Genomic DNA, 17,912 nt, shown 5'->3' on the forward strand with positions numbered 1-17,912 from the left:
CGATCGCCTGTCGTGCCGGGATCAGGCTGGTTAGGATCGCGACGTAAGCCTGGATGAGGAGCATGATGACGAGCGGTGTCGAGGGCGAGGGGCTGCGGGACGCGGACCCCCGGCGGATCGGGCCGTTCCGCATCCTCAGCAGGCTCGGCCAGGGCGGCATGGGCACGGTGTTCCTCGGCCGCGACGCCGACGACCGCGAGGCCGCGGTCAAGGTGATCCACCCGCATTGGGCGGCCGACCCGGATTTCCGGCGCCGGTTCCAGCGCGAGGTGGCCGCCGCGCAGCGCGTCGCCCGCTTCTGCACCGCCGCCGTCCTCGGCGCGGGCGTGGACGGCGACGTCGCCTATCTGGCCACCGAGTACGTCCCCGGCCCCACACTCCAGGAGGTCGTACGGACCCGGGGGCCGCTGTCCGGGTCGAGCCTGGAGGCGGTCGCGGTGAACGTCGCGGTCGCCCTGCAGGCGATCCACAACGCGGGCGTGATCCACCGGGATCTCAAACCGTCGAACGTGCTGCTGTCGCCCGTCGGCCCCAAGGTCATCGACTTCGGCATCGCCCAGGTCACTGAGAACAGCGCCGAGATCAGCAGTGTGATCGCGGGCACACCCTCCTTCATGTCGCCCGAGCAGGCGAACGGCGAGCGCCTCACCCCGGCATCGGACATCTTCGCCTGGGGCGCCCTGGTCGCCTACACCGCCTCGGGCCGGGCGCCCTTCGGCACCGGGTCCATCCCCAGCATCCTCTACCGGGTGATTCACACCGATCCCGATATCTCAACGCTCGAGCCTGAGCTGCGGGCGATCGTCGAGCGGGCCCTGGTCAAGGATCCAGCCCAGCGTCCCACCGCGCAGCAACTCCTCGACCTGCTCACCGGCCGCGTCACCCCGGACCCAACCCCGGACCCAACCCCGGCTCCGGCTCCGGCTCCGGCCGTGGCCCCGCCCTTAGACAGAGCGCAGGCCGGTGAGCCGGCCCCCACCCGCATGAGCTCGCCGGGCGGCTCGCCCCGAGGTCGCCGGCCCAGGTTCCTGACCGGGTTGGTCGCGGCCGTCGCGGCGGTCGTCACCGCCGGGGTCGTCATCACCGTCCAACTGGCGTCGTCCCAGTCCTCCGGCGAGTCCTCCGGCTCCGCCGAGAAACCCGGCACCGCGCAGAGCGGCGAGCAGGACGCCGCGCAGAACGCCCAGCAGAACGCCACGGGAAACAGCACGGAGGCCGGCGGCGGTCCGTCAGACAGCGGGTCCAATCCGTTACGTGATCCGAACGTACGGCTCTATGCGCCCGTCGACGGCGACGCGGCCCGCCAGGCGTCGGCGTGGGAGGCGTCCGGGCGGACCGCGGACGCCGCGCTGATGCGGAAGCTGGCCGAGGTCCCCCAGGCCGTGTGGCTCAGCCAGATGACCGCCGACGAGGCCGCCCGCGCCACGGGCGGGGCGCTGGAAGCGGCGGCGCGGCAGGGCACGCTGCCGGTCTTCGTCACCGACCACATCCCGCTGCGCGCGTGCAACGAGAACGGCGCGGCGAGCCCCGAGGCGTACCTCCACTGGATCGACGCGATCGCGCGGGCGGTCGGCGACCGCGCCGCGGTGTTCGTGTTGGAGCCCAACAGCCTCGCCGAGCTTCCGGGTTCGCAGGACTGCGCGCGGGGCGACGCGAAGGACCAGCAGGCCCGGTTCCAGATGCTCGCCTCGGCCGTCGACCGCCTCCGCGCCCTGCCGCACGCCGCCGTGTATCTCGACGGCAGCCTGGAGCACTGGCCGTCCCTCGACGTCATCGCGGCGCGATTGATCAAGGCGGGGATCGGCAAGGCCGACGGCTTCTACCTCAACGCGGCCGGGTTCCAGCCGACGGATCGACTCGTCGCGTACGGCACCCGGCTCGCCGGGTGCGTCAAAGACACCTCAGCCGGTCGGGACTGCACCGACGCGAACGTCGCCGCCGCCAAGGACACCGCCGAGAACACCGAGGGACTGCCGCACTTCGTGATCGACACGAGCAGGAACGGCAAGGGGGAGTGGGAGGCGCCGGCGGGCAAGTACAAGGACCCGCAGGAATGGTGCAATCCTCCCGGACGTGGCGTCGGTGTCCGGCCGACCACCCGGACCGGCAGCGGACTAGCCGACGGTTATCTGTGGCTCCGGCCACCCGGCCTGTCGGACGACCGATGCACGCGCGGCGCGGCCGGTCCGAAGGATCCGATCTATGGGATCGTCACCCCCCATGGCGGCGTCTGGTGGCCGGATCTCGCGCTCCAGCGTGCCAGGGACGCCGTCCCGCCTCTCTGATCCTATTTTCAGGGTTCTTCACTAAGATCCTGCGACATGTGGCGGAAAATCAGGATCGTGGTGGCCGGCCTCTGCACCGCCGGCCTGTGCGTAACCCCCGTGACGGCCGGACCCGCGACGGCGTCCCAGACCGCCACCCAGGTGAAAGCCCAGCCCCAGCCCGAGGCCCAGCCCCAGGCGACGGCCAAGGCGAAGGCGAAGCCGTACTGCGTGAAGTACAAGTGCATCGCCCTCACCTTCGACGACGGCCCGTGGCCGTACACGCCCGAACTGCTCGACACGCTGAAGAAGCACCGGGCGAAGGCCACGTTCTTCCTGCTGGGCCGGAAGGTGGCCAACCGGCCCGAACTGACCCAGCGCATAGCGGCAGAGGGCCACGAGATCGGCAACCACACCTGGAACCATCCGGACCTGACCAAGCTGCCCGACGACGAGGTTTTCAGCGAGATCAACAGCACCTCGGACATCATCTACCAGACGATCGGCGAGACCCCGACGATGATGCGGCCGCCGAACGGCGCCACCAACGCCCACCTGACCCAGCTCACGGCCGAGGTGGGACTGCCGCAGATCCTGTGGACCCACTCCACCCTCGACTGGCAGGCCAGGAACACCAAGGTCATCGCCGCACGTACGCTCGCCGCGGCCGAGCCGAACGCGGTCATCCTGCTGCACGACATCGTCCCCGAGACGGTCAAGGCGATGCCGGGCGTGCTGACGAAGCTGGAGAAGCAGGGCTACCGGTTCGTCACCGTCACGACCCTGCTGCAGGGCCGAGAGCTGCGGAGCGGGGAGATCTATCCGCCTCGTCCGAAGAAGAAGTGACCACGTCGACCACGCCGACCACGCCGGTCACGTCGACCCGGTCGACCATGGCGAGGGAGCGGGTGAGCGCCGCCTTCAGCTTGGGCTGAAGCGGCCGCTCCACCAGTCGGTGGATTCCGTACGCCACGGCCAGGACGGCGACGACCACCAGCGACAGCGTGAGCCGGTTCCCGAGCACGGGGTGAAGCGCCTGGATGAGCAGAAATCCGACATGGTGGTGGAAGAGATAGAGCGGGTAGGTCAGCGCGCCCAGCGTGGTCAGCCAGCGCCAGTCGAGCCGATCGAGTGAGCCGCGCGCCACCAGGATCATCACCAGGAAGATCAGCGAGATCACACCGACCACCAGCGCGGATCCGAGGGCGGGGCCGAACCTGGTGAACGCGTCCGGCCTCTCCCCCAGCACGTTGACGAGCGCGAGCACCCAGCCGACCCCGACGAACAGCCACGGGAAGAACGATCCGCCGAAACGGTGGACGAGGTAGAGCGCCATGCCCGCGATGAAGTACGGCGCGGCGAACGGCACCAGCACGGCCTGAAGGAGATCGGCGTCCACCCGTTCGGCAACGACGAGCAGGAACACCCAGCCGCCGAGGAAGGCCAGACAGCGGCGGTAGGTGATGCCGATCGCGGCGAAGCAGGCGATGAGCGCGTAGAAGACCAGCTCCTGCCAGAGCGTCCAGTACACGATCTCCAGGTCCCTGATCCGCAGGCCGTGCTGGAGCATGGTCATGTTGGCCAGCAGCTGGCTGAAGGTGGGCCGGTGGTCGGTGATCAGCCCGCCGACGGCCAGCGCGCCGAGGATGAGCACGCTCGCCCAGTACGCCGGGTAGAGCCGGGCGATCCGCGAGACGGCGAACTCGCCCGGCGAACGGCCCCAGGCGCTCATCAGGATCACGAACCCGCTGATGACGAAGAACAGCCGCACACCGTAGACGCCGAACATCGTGACCGCGCTCAGCGCCGGGAAGGCGTTGGATGTGCCCCAGGCGCGGGTCTCGCCGAAATGGAACAGCACCACCCCGAGCGCCGCGCAGAACCGTAGAAGGTCGAGGACGCGCAGCCTCGGAGGCTCGGGGAGTTTGGCCGGCGCATCCGAACCGCGCTGGGCCGTGAAGAGCATAGGCCGGAATATATCCTGAAAGATCCCTGAACGACGATCAAACTCGTATGCCCGGCACGACCTAGATGCGGAGCATGGGCGGGTGGAGGAGTACGGCCGGGCCGCGGCGGTAGAGCATGGCGGGGCGGCCGCCGTCCCGGGTCGTCGTACGGCCCGTCGGGATGAGGAACCCCCCGGTCTTGGTGACCTTGCGGTGGAAGTTGCGCGGGTCGAGCTGCCGCCCCCACACGATCTCGTAGACGCGGCGCAGCTCCGCCACCGTGAACTCGGGCGGGCAGAACGCCGCGCCCAGCGAGGTGTACTCCAGCTTGCCCCGCGCCCGTTCAACCCCGTCGAGCATGATGCGGCGGTGGTCGAAGGCCATCTCCGTCAGCTCGGCGACCGGCTGCCAGCTCATGTGCGCCTCGGTCGAGGCGGGCAGATCGGGGGCGAGACCCAGGTAGGCGACGCTGAGCACCCGCTGGCGGGGGTCGCGGTCGGGGTACCCGTACGAATGCAGCTGCTCCAGATGAACCGGCGCACCCGGAAGGCCGGCCCGCTCCGTCAGCACCCGGGCGGCGGCGGCGGGCAGGTCCTCCTCCAGCTTGATGAACCCGCCGGACAGCGCCCACCGGCCTTCGTACGGGGGCCGGTCGCGCCGCCACACCAGCGCGCTGAGCTCCTGGGATCTGACGGTGAGCACGACCAGATCCACGCTGACCGGGATTCGCGGGATCATGACAGGCACGCTACACGGAATTGCGGTAGTAGACCGGCTCCGCCGCCTTCCTGCCGTCGGAGGTGGTCACGTCGACGCGCACCCACACGCCCTGCGGCACGCTGGCCCAGTCGACCGGGATCCAGACCTTCTCGGTGCCGACCGGCAGCCCCTCGATGGGAACGGTGTCGCGCCGGCCGACCACGGCCGCGTCGATCACCCGCGGTGTCTCCACGCCGGTCCAGCTCAGCGTGACCTTGGCGAAACCGACGTGGTAGCCCCGGATCTCCAGGCCGTCCTGGCCGTCCTGGCCGTCCTGGCCGTCCTGGGCTTCCTGGTCGACGCGCCGGGCCTCGATCGCGATGGGCCGGTCCCAGTCATCGGAGATCTCCTTCGAAAGGGAGGGCGAGTCGCAGGTGAAGAAGTCGCTCCACATGTACGAAATGATCTTCGAGACGTACGGCGCGGCCAGCGCGACCTGGGTGTCCAGCCGGGCCTTGTCGGTACGCCCCCGGGAGGACTGGCGGCCGCACGTGTCGCCGGTGTGCGTCGGCTCGAACGCCTCCACGTTGGCCCACAACCGCACGTCGATGCCCTCCTGGGCCAACTCCGTACGGGCCTGCGCCATCGCCCGGTAGTAGTCACGGGTCGAGCCGTAGTAGGCCGCAGCGTAGGTGGTGTCGCCGACGACGGGCTTGAGGCGGTCGTCCACCGGCTTGTTCTTGAGGTTGGGCCAGTACAGGCCGACCTTGCCGGTGCCCCGGCCGTCCTGCGGCGCGATGATCCCCACCCCGGTCCTGGCGAGGGCCTTGAAGCCCGCGGCGACCTGCGCCGGGGTTGCGGTGTACTTCTTCTGCCTGCGGCCGTCGAGGTAGGGGCTGACGAGGATCGGCTTGCCCGGCAGCACCTGCTCGACGATCCGGTGCTGCTCCTCGTAGACCAGGAGCGTCTGGAACTTGCTCGGATCGGTCCAGTCGCGGATCTGCAGCTCGAACGGTTGGTAGACGCCGCCGAGCGAGGCCCGGTCGGCGAAACGGTCGCCGTAGTCCTGCAGGACGCGCCGGGTCAGCGTGGTGAGCGTGCCGATGTGCCGGGGGTCGGCGGTCGCCGTCTTGACGAAGTCGCGCGGCGCGAGCGGCAGCGCCGGGAACACGTGGATGCCGAACCGGTCCCCCAGGTCGAGCAGCTCGGTGAGGCTGTCCTTCTGCCCGGCCGAGACCAGGATCAGGTGATAGCGCCGCCCCTTGGAGGTGAAGTCGCAGGTCGGGTCGTCCGAGCCGTCCTCGGGGGCGATCAGCCGGTAGAAGACGGCGCCGTTCACCTCGATCTCGTGCTCGATGGACGGGCAGCGGAAGATCCCGGGACCGAAGCGCTCGTCGGTACGGTAGACGTAGGTCCAGGTGATCATGTTGCCCGGGTTGGCGGCCTTGAGGTCCTTGTCGGCCGCCTGCACGCAGGTGAGGCCGTTCTCCTCGCACTTGGCGTAGCGCCCGTCGGGCTTCGGATCCTCAGCGGCCTTCCCCTGGTTCGCGCTCACCGGGCCGGCGCCGTCACCCAGCCTGTTCAGGACCCGGCCCTCGCGGTCCACCGGACGCGGCGACAGGCCGAAGCCGAGCCGTACGACCGTGTCCCCGCCCAGGCGGTGGATGGCCTGCAGCTGCCGGCGCCAGGTGCACGGGTCGGAGGTGGGGATCAGCCAGTAGCCCGTGACGGCGTACGGCGTGGGCGCCGTGGTGTCGAAGGTGCCGCACGGGTCGGTGAACACGCTGGCCGTGGGCGAGGGCGGTCCCTCCTGCGGGGGTGAGGGCGTGGCGGCGGGCGAGACCACCTCGGTGCCGGCCGTCCGCGGCCCCGGCGCCACCCCGTCTCTCAGGACGATCACGATGGACGCGACCCCCGCGAGGATCGCGATGCCCAGGATGAGAATGAGCCAACGCAACTTCAGGACAACTACCGCCCGTCGTTCTCTGGGTTCGTGAATCCGCCGGTCAACGGCCCTTGACGCCGGCCCAGGCCTCGAGCTGGGCGACGAACCGGCGTGCCGAGCTCGGCCAGTGGTGGTTGGCGCGGGCCGCGGCGTAGCCCCGCCCACCGGTCGCGCGCCGCGCCGCCGCGTCGTCCCTGAGCCGCAGCACGGCCCGGGCCACGGCGTCCGGATCCTCCCAGGGCACTACCGCGCCGCACTGGTAGCGCTCGACGAGCTCCACGGCACGCGGCGACGGCGTGGTGATCACGGGGATGCCGTGCGCCATATACTCGATGATCTTTGTGGGCATGGAGTGCCGGTAGTTCGGCTCGTCATGCAGCAGGGACAGCCCGGCGAGCGCCCCGTCGAGCCGCTTCAGCGCCTCGTCGTTGGGCATGAAGTCACGCCATTCCAGCAGGCCATCGGCGACGGCGTCGTTGAGCACCGGCCGGCTCTGCGGGTCGGCGTACCCGATCAGCTCGACCGCGACGCGATGCGGCCGGAGCAGCCTGGCCACCTCGACGGCCTCGCGTACGCCCCGGGCCTCCGACAGCCAGCCGAGATAGACCACGCGGTCGTCACCGGGCGGGCTGACGCTGTCGGGCACCCACGTCTCGTTCGGCACCACCAGGTGAGACTGCTTGAACCGCCCGGCGTAGGCCGACTCGGCGAGCAGCAGGTGCAGGTGGCGTTCCGCCGTACCCTCCAGGAGCCGGGCGAGGAACCGCATCGGCGGCCGCAGGAAGGCGGGCAGCCACGGCTTCAGCGAGAGCGTCGCGGGCGTGTCCTCGTGGACGTCCCAGACGACCGGCGGGCGGCTGCGGACACCGGCCACCGCGAGCAGCAGTTCGGGATCGTGGATGAGCGCGACGTCCACCTTGCCGCGCATGCTCCTGAACAGCCTGCGCGCGGCCCGTACGGCGGCCAGGCGTCGCCGTTCCGCCGCCCTCGGCAGGTCCACTCCGTTGACCCACGGGCGGGGCACCACCCCGCGCGCGGTGTACGGGGCCGCGTACGTGACCTCATGACCGGCGTCGACGAGTGCGCGGATCTGCCGGTGCAGGATCCGGGCGTCCTCGGGGTGATGCACCACCGTCATGACGAGCACGTGCACGCGTGGACCCTCCTACAACCGTTCGACGCGATCGCCGGTCGAGAGCACGCCGCGAGTGTCGAGCACGAGCCGGGCCCGATTCTCCACCACGTCCATATCGAACACGGAGTGCTGCTGAAGCAGCACGGTGATATCGGCCGCCTCGACGGCTTCGGCCAGGTCCTCGGCCCGCGGGATCGTCCTGCCCTCGACCGCCCATTCGGTGACGTAGGGGTCGCAGTACGCCAGGTCCGCGCCCAGCTCCAGCAGCGCCTCGGCCACCGGGACGGCGGGAGTCTCGCGCTGGTCGCCGATGTCGGGCTTGTAGGTCACGCCGAGCAGCAGCACGCGGGAGCCGTTCACCGCCTTGCGGTCCCGGTTCAGCAGCCGCTGCACCCGGGTCACGACATAGGACGGCATCCGCTCGTTGATCTCCTGCGCCAGCTCCACGAAGCGGAAGGGGTAGCCCAGCTTGCGCACGGTGTACGACAGGTAGGACGGGTCGACCGGGATGCAGTGGCCGCCCACCCCCGGGCCCGGGAGGAACTTCTGGAACCCGAACGGCTTGGTGGAGGCCGCCTCGATGGCCTCCCACAGGTTCACGCCGAGCTCGTCACAGAAGATCGCCATCTCGTTGACGAGGGCGATGTTGACGTGACGGTAGGTGTTCTCGAGCAGCTTGGCCATCTCGGCCTCGCGGGTGCCGCTGACCGGCACGACCCGCTCGACGAACCGTGCGTAGAAGGCCGCCGCCCGGTCCCGGCAGGCGCTCGTGTAGCCGCCGACGACCTTGGGAGTGTTGCGCAGACCGAACTTGGGGTTGCCGGGGTCGATCCGCTCCGGCGAGAAGGCCAGGTGGAAGTCCTCACCCGCGATCATCCCGGACTTCCGCTCCAGGATGGGCCGTACCAGTTCGTCGGTGGTGCCGGGCCAGGTGGTGGACTCCAGGACGACCAGGGTGCCCGGCCGCAGACGCTCGGCGATGGCGCTCACCGCGCCCTCGACCGCCGACAGGTCGGGACGGTGGTCATCGTCGAGCGGCGTCGGCACGCACACGACGATCGTGCTCGACCGCGCCAGCACGGAGGGGTCCAGCGTGGCCGTGAAGCCGCTGGAGACCATGGCGTCGAGATCGGCGTCGGTGAGGTCGTCGATGTACGACAGACCGGCGTTGATGGCCTCGACCTTGCGAGAGTCGACGTCCAGGCCAGCCACCCGCAGGCCGGCCGCCGCGGCCTCCTTGGCCAGCGGCATGCCCACGTAGCCCAGTCCGATGACCGTGAGATCGATTGGAAGATCGACGGAGGTCACGGCATTACCTGGGGGAGGGCCTGGGGGCGGAAACAACACTTCATGGTGGCAAAGGTTATCTCAAGTCGACACCAAGGTGGCCTCATGTACCACATGTTCAGGTGATTAACGGCTGTCGGTCAAAGTTTGGTAGATCTGCTGATATGTCCGGGCCAGGCTGCTCCAGGTCCGGTGCGCGGCGACCTCGGTCCTCCCCGCCTCGCCCATCGCGCGGCGGCGCTCCGGGTCGTCCCGCAGGGCGGTGAGGGCCTCGGCGAGGGCCGCGGGGTCGCCGGGCCGTACGAGCAGCCCCGGGCTGCCGGGGGCGCCGCCCCCGGCGCCGAGGAGCTCGGCCAGCGCGGGCAGGTCGCTGAGCACGACCGGCTTGCCCAGCGCCATCGCCTCGACGGGCTTGAGCGGGGTGACCAGGCGGCAGACCCTCAGGTCCTCGCGTGGGCAGACGAAGATGTCGATCGCCGCCTGCGCCTGGAGCGCCTCGTCCGGTCCCACCCGGCCGGGCAGGATCGCGACGTCACCCAGGCCGAGCCGTTCGACCTGCTCCAGCAGCGCCGGCCGCTCGGCGCCGTCGCCGACCAGGAGGACCCGCACCGGCGTCCTGGCGTCGCGCAGCAGAGCCGCGGCACTCAGCAGCGTCGCGAAGCCCTCGTAGCCGACGATGCTCGACACCGAGCCGACGACGATCTCGTCCTTGGCGATGCCGTACCGCTCACGCAGGGCCGCGCCGTCGTAGTCGGCGGTGAGCAGCGAGTCGTCCACCGCGTTGGGGGCGAGGTGGATCCGCTCCCGGGGGACGCCGCGCTCGACGATCTCGGCGGCCATCGTCTCGGCCAGCGTCACGACGGCGTCGGCGGCGCACATGATGGTCGCCTCGCGCTCGCGCTGCATCCGGTGTCGCTCGGTGCCGACCCGCCTGGGGTCGCGGGAGGCCCACGTCTCCTCGAGGAACCCGCGCACCTCGTAGACGAACGGGGTGTTCGTCCGCTCGCGTACGGCCATCGCCACCGAGCCGTTGCGGTGATCGGTGGCGGCGTGCAGCACCTGCGGACGCAGGGTGCGGACGAGTTCGGACACGTCGGCGGCGCCGCGGGTGATCCGGCCGCGGGTCTCGAACGGCACCTCGCCCTTCGGCAGGAGACGGTAGTAGGGGACGCCGTCGATCTCGTCGTACGGCTCGGCCTCGGTGTGCCCCTGCAGCATCGGCCAGCCCCAACTCGTCACGACGTGGGGGTCGAGCCCGGCGGCGCGCTGGGCGGTCACGATCCGGTGCGTGCGGACCGTGTAGCCCGCCTGCGTGTACGGCAGGGCGTTGGTGACCATGTGCAGCACCCGGCCGGGCACCCGCTCGCCCATGATGACCCTGGGCTTGGGCGGGATCGGGTCGGGCCCGAGTGCGGCGATCTCGCCCTCATACTGGGTGATCTTTCGGCGGACGAACGGCCACCGCTGGTGCGGGCGCAGGCTCTCGACGGCCTGCGTCATGTGGCCGGCGTCGAACAGCTCCTTCGACTTCTCCATCGGCCCGTCGGCCATCCGGCGCAGGATCTTGCGCCGGATCACCCTCGCGTAGCGGGCGGCCGGCCAGGCGACGCGGCCGACCACCGGGCGCAGGATCGACGGCGTCGCGTCGGCGGCCGCCTGGGCCACCCGCAGGGGGTCGGACTTGACCTTGCCCACGAAGATCCGCGACACGAGGACCGGGTTCTTCGCGAAACCACGGAGGAAGCCGCCCAGGCCGGCCCTGGCAGACTTGGCCGCTATCTCGGAAGCCGGCTTGGGGGTCGGCTTTGGAGTGGTAGGAGTGTTGGCCTCGGGTTGCACGGCGTGAACGTACCATAGGCAACGTTTGTCCCAGGGGGGTCAACGCACTGACGTCCGAGTGAAAGGCGTGGTCATGAGGGACAACCCGCTCGTCCTGCACGTGCTGGGCGCCCGGCCCAACTTCGTCAAGGCGGCACCGGTGGTCAAGGGCCTGGCGGAGCTCGGGGTCCGGCAGGGCATCATCCACACGGGTCAGCACTACGACGCGCTGATGTCGGATGTGTTCTTCGCCGACCTGGGCCTGCCCGAGCCGATCGCGAACCTCGGCGTCGGCTCCGGCTCGCACGCCCGGCAGACCGCCGCACTGCTCACCGGCCTCGAAGACGTGGTGCTCGAGCACGCCCCTTCGCTGGTGGTCGTCTACGGCGACGTGAACTCCACGCTCGCCGCCATCCTCGTGTGCGCCAAGCTCCATGTGCCGACGGCGCACGTGGAGGCCGGCCTGCGGTCGTTCGACCGGGAGATGCCCGAGGAGGTCAACCGGGTGGTGACCGACGCGCTGTCCGACCTGCTGTTCGCCACCTCGCCCGAGGCGCTGTCGCACCTGACGAACGAGGGCGTCGACCCGGCCAGGGTGCACCTCGTGGGCAACCCGATGATCGACAGCCTGTTCGCCGCGCTGCCGGGGCTCGACCCGGCCCCGGTCCAGGAACGACTCGGTGTGTCGGGCAGGTACGCCGTCGCGACGCTGCACCGGCCGGCCAACGTGGACGACCCCGAGGCGGCCCGTGAGCTCGTCGAGGCGGTGCTCGGCGTCGCCGAGCAGGTGCCGGTCATCGTGCCACTGCACCCGCGCGGACGGCAGCGGCTGGCCGACGCCGGCCTGGTCGACCGGCCGAACCTCAAGATCGTCGACCCGCTCGGCTATGTGGACTTCCTGTCGCTGGTGCGGGGCGCGGCGCTGGTGGTGACCGACTCCGGAGGCGTACAGGAGGAGACGACCATGCTGGGCGTCCCGTGCCTGACCGTCCGGCCGAACACCGAGCGGCCGATCACCGTCACCCACGGCACCAACCGCCTCGTCACCCCCGCCGGGCTGACCGCCGCCGCCGGGAAGGCGCTCGCCGACGGCGCCGTCACGCCGAGCGGGGAACTGCCGCCGCTGTGGGACGGCGCCGCCGGACCGAGGATCGCCCGAGTGATCGCCGCCTGGCTGAGGGGTGACAACCTCTCCCCCGCCTCCCGCGGCAAGCTCATCTAGCCATCCCCACCCCACCCCACCCCACCCCCGTGATCTTGCAGTTTCTCGCACACCATGCCTCTGACGTGCATAAATCAACTCCGTGATCTTGCAGTTTCTCGCACGCATGCCGTCCGACCTGCATTTATGCATTTCGTGATCTTGCAGTCGGAAGTGCAAGATCACGGACAGAGTTTCCGCCGCTCAGGGCATACGCCTGCGAGAAACTGCAAGATCACGAACGTGAAACTCCTGCTCACGGCCCGACGTGCGAGTATTCGCAAGATCACGGGCAGCTTGGGGTGGCTAGTTCGGGCAAATGGACACGAAGCGGGCGGCGGTCGCCGTACGATGTCTTTTCCACAAAGGGGAGAAGCATGGCTGAGACGCACGAGACTCCTGACGAGACTCCTGAGGAATCCCGATTCAAGCGCCTGGGCCCGGTGAACTGGCTGCCCGAGGAGCGCAAGCACGTCGAGTACTACGAGCAGCGGATCCGTGACCTGGAGAACCGGCTCGCCTATCAGGAGGCCCGCGCCGACTATGCCCTCTGGCGGGTCAAGGCCACCCAGACGCAGCGTCCGTACCGGGTGGCGGAGGTCCTGACCAGCGCGTCCAGGCCCGCCAAGTTCGTCCGGCTGCCACGCGACCTCAAAAAGGCGATGAGGGACCGCAAGAGCGCGCCGAAGGCGCCGATGTCCGCGATCGAGGTCGCCGCGCTCGCCGAGGCGAAGGGCCCCGAGGTCAAGATCCCCAACCTGCAGTGGCCGGACGGCCCGGTGGTGCGGCCGGACACGCGGGTCGCGGTGATCCTCGACGACTTCTCCCGGCTGGCGTTCCGCTACGAATGGGACCAGATCGAGTTCGGCCTGCAGGACTGGCGGGAGATCTTCGCCGAGAAGCGGCCCGAGCTGCTCTTCTGCGAGTCGGCCTGGCACGGCAACCAGGGCCGGTGGCGTTACCAGATGACCGGGACCAACGCCCCCAAGCAGGAGCTGCGCGACCTGATCGCCTGGTGCAAGGAGGAGGGCATCCCCACGGTCTTCTGGAACAAGGAGGACCCGCCCAACTTCGACTTCTTCATCGAGACGGCCAAGCTGTTCGACTACGTGTACACGTGCGACGGCGACATGATCCCGAAATATCGCGAGAGGCTGGGACATGACCGGGTCGGCGTGCTGCAGTTCGCCGCCCAGCCGCGGATCCACAACCCGATCCAGACCAAGCAGGGCCGGCCGTACGACATCGTGTTCGCGGGCATGTACTTCCGCGACAAGCACCCCGAGCGGCGCGAGCAGATGGAGACGATCCTCGCCCCGGCACGCGACCTCGGCCTGCACATCTTCGCGCGCAACGACAGCGTGGCCGACAAGTACGCCTGGCCCGAGGAGTACCGCCCGCACATCGTCGGCGAGCTGCCGTACGAGCAGATGCTGGCCGCGTACAAGATGTACAAGGTCTTCCTGAACGTGAACTCGGTGATCGACTCACCGACCATGTGCGCCCGCCGGGTCTTCGAGCTGTCCGCGTGCGGGACGACCGTGCTGTCGGGGTGGTCACGGGCGATCGAGGAGACGTTCGGGGAGCTGATTCCGGTCGCCCACTCCCAGGAGGAGGCCTACAACCGGGCGATCTACCTCATCAACAGCCCCGAGCTGCGGGCCCGCCAGGGCCATCTGGCCCTGCGCGAGGTGTTCGACAAGCACCTGTTCTCCCACCGGGTCGACCAGATCCTCACCGACCTCGGCCGCCCGATCGCGCCGCGGTCGCCGTCGATCTCCGTCGTGCTGCCGACCAACCGGGCCGGTCAGCTCGGGCACGCGATCCACCAGGTCGCCCGCCAGCGGCACCGCAACCTGGAGCTCGTGCTGGTCCTGCACGGCCTGTCGGAGGACCCGGCCGTGGTGCGGGACAAGGCGCTGGCCGCCGGCGTGCCCGCCGTCAAGGTGCTGACCGCCGATCCGGCCTGGACGCTGGGCGAGGTGCTCAACCACGGCATCGCCCACGCCGAGGGCGAGCTGATCGCCAAGATGGACGACGACAACATCTACGGCGAGCACTACCTGTCCGACCTGGTCCGGTCGTTCGACTACGCCGACGCCGAGATGGTCGGCAAGGGCGCGCACTACACGTACTTCCCGACGCAGGACATCACGATCTTCCGCCTGCCCGGCCTGGAGCATCGCTACGCCCACCTCATCCAGGGGGCGACGATCCTGGCCAGGGCCGACCTGCTGCGCTCGTTCCCGTTCGAGCCGGTTAACGCCGGCGAGGACACCCGGCTCGTACGGCGCTGCAAGGCCGAGGGCGTCCGGATCTACTCGGCCGACCGGTTCAACTTCATCTACATGAGGGGTTCGGACGCCACCGCCCACACCTGGCAGGCCGCCGACTACAAGCTGACCCGCAACGCGCAGTTCTGCTTCGCCGGGAACCCGGAGAAACATGTCCTGATCTGAGGAGTGTTCCGGTCAGGCCTGGTTCGCCGGGAATGCCGGGGGGCAATCAGCCGTTGGTCACTCGCGTAACGGCAGCATGTCCCAGGGGAGCTAAGGCAACGTGAGCACGGTCGCGGCTGGTGAGAAACGGGACGGCATCGGGTTCAGGTCGGAGCGCGGGCCGGTGCTGGCCGCCATCATGCTCTGCACCGGCCTGGTGGCGCTGGACAGCACGATCATCGCGACCGCGGTGCCGTCCGTCGTCTCCGACCTGGGCGGGTTCTCCCAGTTTCCGTGGCTGTTCTCGATCTATCTGCTCACCCAGGCGGTGACCGTCCCGATCTACGGCAAGCTCGCCGACGTCTTCGGACGCAAGCCGGTGATGTTCTTCGGCATCGGCGCCTTCCTGCTCGGGTCCGTGCTGTGCGGCGCCGCGTGGAGCATGCCGACGCTCATCCTCTTCCGCGCGATCCAGGGCATCGGCGCCGGAGCCGTCCAGCCCATCAGCATGACCATGGTCGGGGACATGTACTCGGTGGAGGAACGGGCCCGGGTGCAGGGCTACCTCGCCAGCGTGTGGGGTGTCTCGGCGGTCGTCGGGCCCACGCTGGGCGGCGTGTTCTCCGACTACGTGACCTGGCGGTGGATCTTCTTCATCAACCTCCCGCTCGGCGCGGTCGCGGCCTGGACGCTCGCCCGGCGGTTCAAGGAGCGGGTGACCCGCGGCTCACACCGGATCGACTACCTGGGCGCGGTGCTGCTCACCGTCGGTTCGTCCCTGCTCATCCTCGGCCTGCTCGAAGGCGGCGTGGCCTGGAGCTGGGGATCGCCGATCAGTCTGATCATCTTCGCGGCGGGCGTGGCCCTGGTGGTCGCCTTCGTCCTCGTGGAACGCCGGGCGGCCGAGCCGGTGCTGCCGCTGTGGGTGTTCCGCCACCGCGTGCTGACCGGCGGCAACATCGCCGCGCTGGGCATCGGCGCGTTCACGATCGGACTCAGTTCCTACGTGCCCACGTACGCGCAGGGCGTGCTCGGCACGAGTGCCCTGGTGGCGGGCTTCACTCTGGCCGCGCTCAGCATCGGCTGGCCGTTCGCCGCGACGCTCTCGGGCCGTCTCTACATGCGCATCGGTTTCCGTGACACCTCGCTGATCGGGACCACCGTCATCGTGGCCGGGGCCGTACTGTGCGTCCTGCTCGGCCAGGAGTCCCAGGTCTGGCAGGTGGCGGGGGCGTGCCTGGTCATCGGCCTCGGCATGGGACTCACGGCGAGTCCCACGCTGGTCGCCGTTCAGTCCGTCGTCGGATGGGAGCGCCGCGGCGTGGTGACCGGGACCAACATGTTCTGCCGGTCGATCGGCAGCGCGGTCGGCGCGGCGGTCCTGGGCGCCGTCTCGAACGCGACGCTGTCGGACCGCTTCGCCCACCCGCCGGCCTCGGTGGGCGGCGACCGGCTGCCCAGGAGCGTGGACGCCACGAGCGCGGTGCTGACCGGGCAGGGCGCGGCGGACTCGGCCGCGATGGCCTTCATCCGCGGCGCGCTCCACGACGCCGTCCACAACGTGTTCCTCACCCTCCTCGTCGTGGCCGTGCTCATCGTCGGCGGGCTGCTTCTCATGCCCCGCCGCCGCGCCCAGGCCGCCACCGAGACCAGCTGACCGGCTCTCGAAGGCAGGGCCGTCAGGATGCGGTGTCGATGGCGTTCTTCGCGGCGGGCTCGGCGCCGTTTCCGGTCCCGTTGACGCCGGCCGCCAGGCCGTTGCCGCCGGAGAGCAGGGATCGGGCCAGGCCGAGACCGGTGCCACCGAGGGTGAGGGCCTTGGCCAGCATCTCCTCGATGCCCTGGGCGCCGTTCAGCACCACCATGTGATCGACGTTGCCGAACGCCTTCGAGCCGGCCTCCACGATCTGCGGCCAGTTCTCGGCGAGCTGCTGGGCGATGACGGCCTCCTGGTTCTCGGCCAGCGCCTCCGAGCGTGCGCGGATCGCCTCGGCCTCGGCCAGACCCTTCGCCCTGGCCGCCTCGGCCTCCGCCAGCCCGCGTGCCTTCGCGGCCTCGGCCTCACCCAGACCCGTCGCCTTCGTCGCGGCGGCCGCGGCCTCACCGCGGAGCCGTACCGCCTCGGCCTCGGCCGCCGCCGTCTGCTTCACCTGCGACGCCTGGGCGGCGGCACGCAGTTCGGTCTCCCTGGCCTCGGCCTCCGCCTGGGCGATGCGCGCGTCGCGCTCGGCCTGCGACAGCGTCACGGTCTCGTACGCCTTGGCGTCGGCGGGCTTGCGCACCTGGGACTGCAGCCGCTGCTCGGAGAGCTGGGCCTCCAGCTCGGCGGCCCTGGTCTCCTGGACCACGACCTCCTGGCGGGCGGCGGCCTCCGACAGCGGGCCGGCCTGGCGGGTGCGCGCCTGGGCCTGATCGATCTCGGCCTGGTAGGACGCCTGCTTGATCTGGGCGTCGCGCCAGGCCGCGGCCTTGTTCGCGGCCGCGACCTGCTCTGCCTCGGTCGCCTCCTGGTCGCGCTGCGCCTCCGCGATGCGGGCGGAGGCCGCGATCCTTGCGGCGTGCGGCTTACCCAGGTTCGTGATGTAGCCGGTCTCGTCGTCGATCTCCTGAATCTGCAGCGAGTCCACCACCAGGCCGAGCTTGCTCATCTCGTCGGCGGCCGAGCTGCGCGTCTCGCTGGTGAGCCGCTCACGGTTCAGGATGAGATCCTCGACGGTCAGGTTGCCGGTGATCGAGCGCAGGTGACCGGTGAACAGCTCATGGATCGCGTCGTTCATGGAGTCCTGCTGGTCGAGGAAGCGTCGGGCGGCGTTCGCGATGCTCACGAAGTCGTCGCCGACCTTGTAGATCACCACCCCGCGCACCTGGACGGGGATCCCCTGCTGGGTGACGCAGGACACCTGCAGGTTGGTCGCCCGGCTGTCGAGCCTGAGCCGGCGCGCCGTCTGGAACCCGGGCAGCACCGCCGTGCCCTTGCCCGTGACGATCTTGAATCCCAGGCTGTCGGCCAGCTCGTTCCTCGTATGGGCGCCGAGACCGGAGATGATCAGCGCCTCGTTGGGTTCGGCGACCCGCCAGACGGCCTTGAACAGCATGGTGAGGATGATGAGGACGACGACAGCCGCGCCCACGAACAGGATTTCCGTCGGCATTCATGCCTCCGTGATCAAGGGGATGGT

At 70.0% G+C, this 17,912-nt stretch carries 12 protein-coding genes; 5 read left to right on the forward strand and 7 right to left on the reverse strand.

Features of this window, described 5'->3' with window-relative positions:
- Window positions 1-62: 62 nt before the first annotated feature.
- On the forward strand, window positions 63-2,285 hold the full coding sequence (locus tag ACFHYQ_RS22875; protein WP_394303179.1) for a glycoside hydrolase family 6 protein: 2,223 nt from the start codon (window positions 63-65) through the stop codon (window positions 2,283-2,285).
- Between the two features lie 36 nt (window positions 2,286-2,321).
- The gene (locus ACFHYQ_RS22880) at window positions 2,322-3,110 is read left to right on the forward strand and encodes a polysaccharide deacetylase family protein (RefSeq protein ID WP_394303180.1); all 789 of its coding nucleotides are present in this window, start codon (window positions 2,322-2,324) and stop codon (window positions 3,108-3,110) included.
- On the opposite strand, the gene ACFHYQ_RS22885 is transcribed toward ACFHYQ_RS22880, so the two are convergent.
- The 6 genes from ACFHYQ_RS22885 to ACFHYQ_RS22910 form a co-directional block, all read right to left on the reverse strand.
- Window positions 3,040-4,230, reverse strand: coding sequence for an acyltransferase family protein (locus ACFHYQ_RS22885; protein ID WP_394303181.1), 1,191 nt, complete (start codon window positions 4,228-4,230; stop codon window positions 3,040-3,042). The genes ACFHYQ_RS22880 and ACFHYQ_RS22885 overlap by 71 nt on opposite strands.
- 61 nt (window positions 4,231-4,291) lie before the next feature.
- On the reverse strand, window positions 4,292-4,948 hold the full coding sequence (locus tag ACFHYQ_RS22890) for an NUDIX hydrolase (RefSeq protein WP_394303182.1): 657 nt from the start codon (window positions 4,946-4,948) through the stop codon (window positions 4,292-4,294).
- 10 nt (window positions 4,949-4,958) lie between these two features.
- Window positions 4,959-6,866 carry a DUF4434 domain-containing protein gene (locus ACFHYQ_RS22895; RefSeq protein WP_394303183.1) on the reverse strand — a complete coding sequence of 636 codons (1,908 nt, stop codon included), beginning with the start codon at window positions 6,864-6,866 and terminating at the stop codon, window positions 4,959-4,961.
- Between the two features lie 49 nt (window positions 6,867-6,915).
- Window positions 6,916-8,007, reverse strand: coding sequence for a glycosyltransferase (locus tag ACFHYQ_RS22900; protein ID WP_394303184.1), 1,092 nt, complete (start codon window positions 8,005-8,007; stop codon window positions 6,916-6,918).
- Window positions 8,008-8,019: 12 nt separating this feature from the next.
- On the reverse strand, window positions 8,020-9,297 hold the full coding sequence (locus ACFHYQ_RS22905) for a nucleotide sugar dehydrogenase (protein ID WP_394303185.1): 1,278 nt from the start codon (window positions 9,295-9,297) through the stop codon (window positions 8,020-8,022).
- A gap of 105 nt (window positions 9,298-9,402) precedes the next feature.
- A complete protein-coding gene (locus ACFHYQ_RS22910; protein ID WP_394303186.1) occupies window positions 9,403-11,115 on the reverse strand; it encodes a glycosyltransferase in 1,713 nt (570 codons plus the stop codon).
- A gap of 73 nt (window positions 11,116-11,188) precedes the next feature.
- Here ACFHYQ_RS22910 and wecB point away from each other — a divergent pair, with 73 nt between their 5' ends.
- The 3 genes from wecB (at window position 11,189) to ACFHYQ_RS22925 (ending at window position 16,390) form a co-directional block, all read left to right on the forward strand.
- On the forward strand, window positions 11,189-12,316 hold the full coding sequence (gene wecB / locus ACFHYQ_RS22915; protein ID WP_394303187.1) for a non-hydrolyzing UDP-N-acetylglucosamine 2-epimerase: 1,128 nt from the start codon (window positions 11,189-11,191) through the stop codon (window positions 12,314-12,316).
- Window positions 12,317-12,672: 356 nt separating this feature from the next.
- Entirely contained in the window at window positions 12,673-14,754 is a 2,082-nt protein-coding gene (locus ACFHYQ_RS22920) for a glycosyltransferase family protein (RefSeq protein WP_394303188.1), read from the forward strand.
- A gap of 100 nt (window positions 14,755-14,854) precedes the next feature.
- The gene (locus ACFHYQ_RS22925; RefSeq protein WP_394303189.1) at window positions 14,855-16,390 is read left to right on the forward strand and encodes an MDR family MFS transporter; all 1,536 of its coding nucleotides are present in this window, start codon (window positions 14,855-14,857) and stop codon (window positions 16,388-16,390) included.
- A gap of 22 nt (window positions 16,391-16,412) precedes the next feature.
- Here the strand turns inward: ACFHYQ_RS22925 and ACFHYQ_RS22930 are convergent, their stop codons facing one another.
- Complete coding sequence (locus tag ACFHYQ_RS22930) at window positions 16,413-17,885, reverse strand: flotillin family protein (RefSeq protein WP_394303190.1); 1,473 nt, start codon at window positions 17,883-17,885, stop codon at window positions 16,413-16,415.
- Window positions 17,886-17,912: the final 27 nt, after the last annotated feature.

The organism is Sphaerimonospora cavernae, assembly GCF_042435035.1.
GTDB classification, from domain to species: Bacteria; Actinomycetota; Actinomycetes; order Streptosporangiales; family Streptosporangiaceae; genus Sphaerimonospora; species Sphaerimonospora cavernae.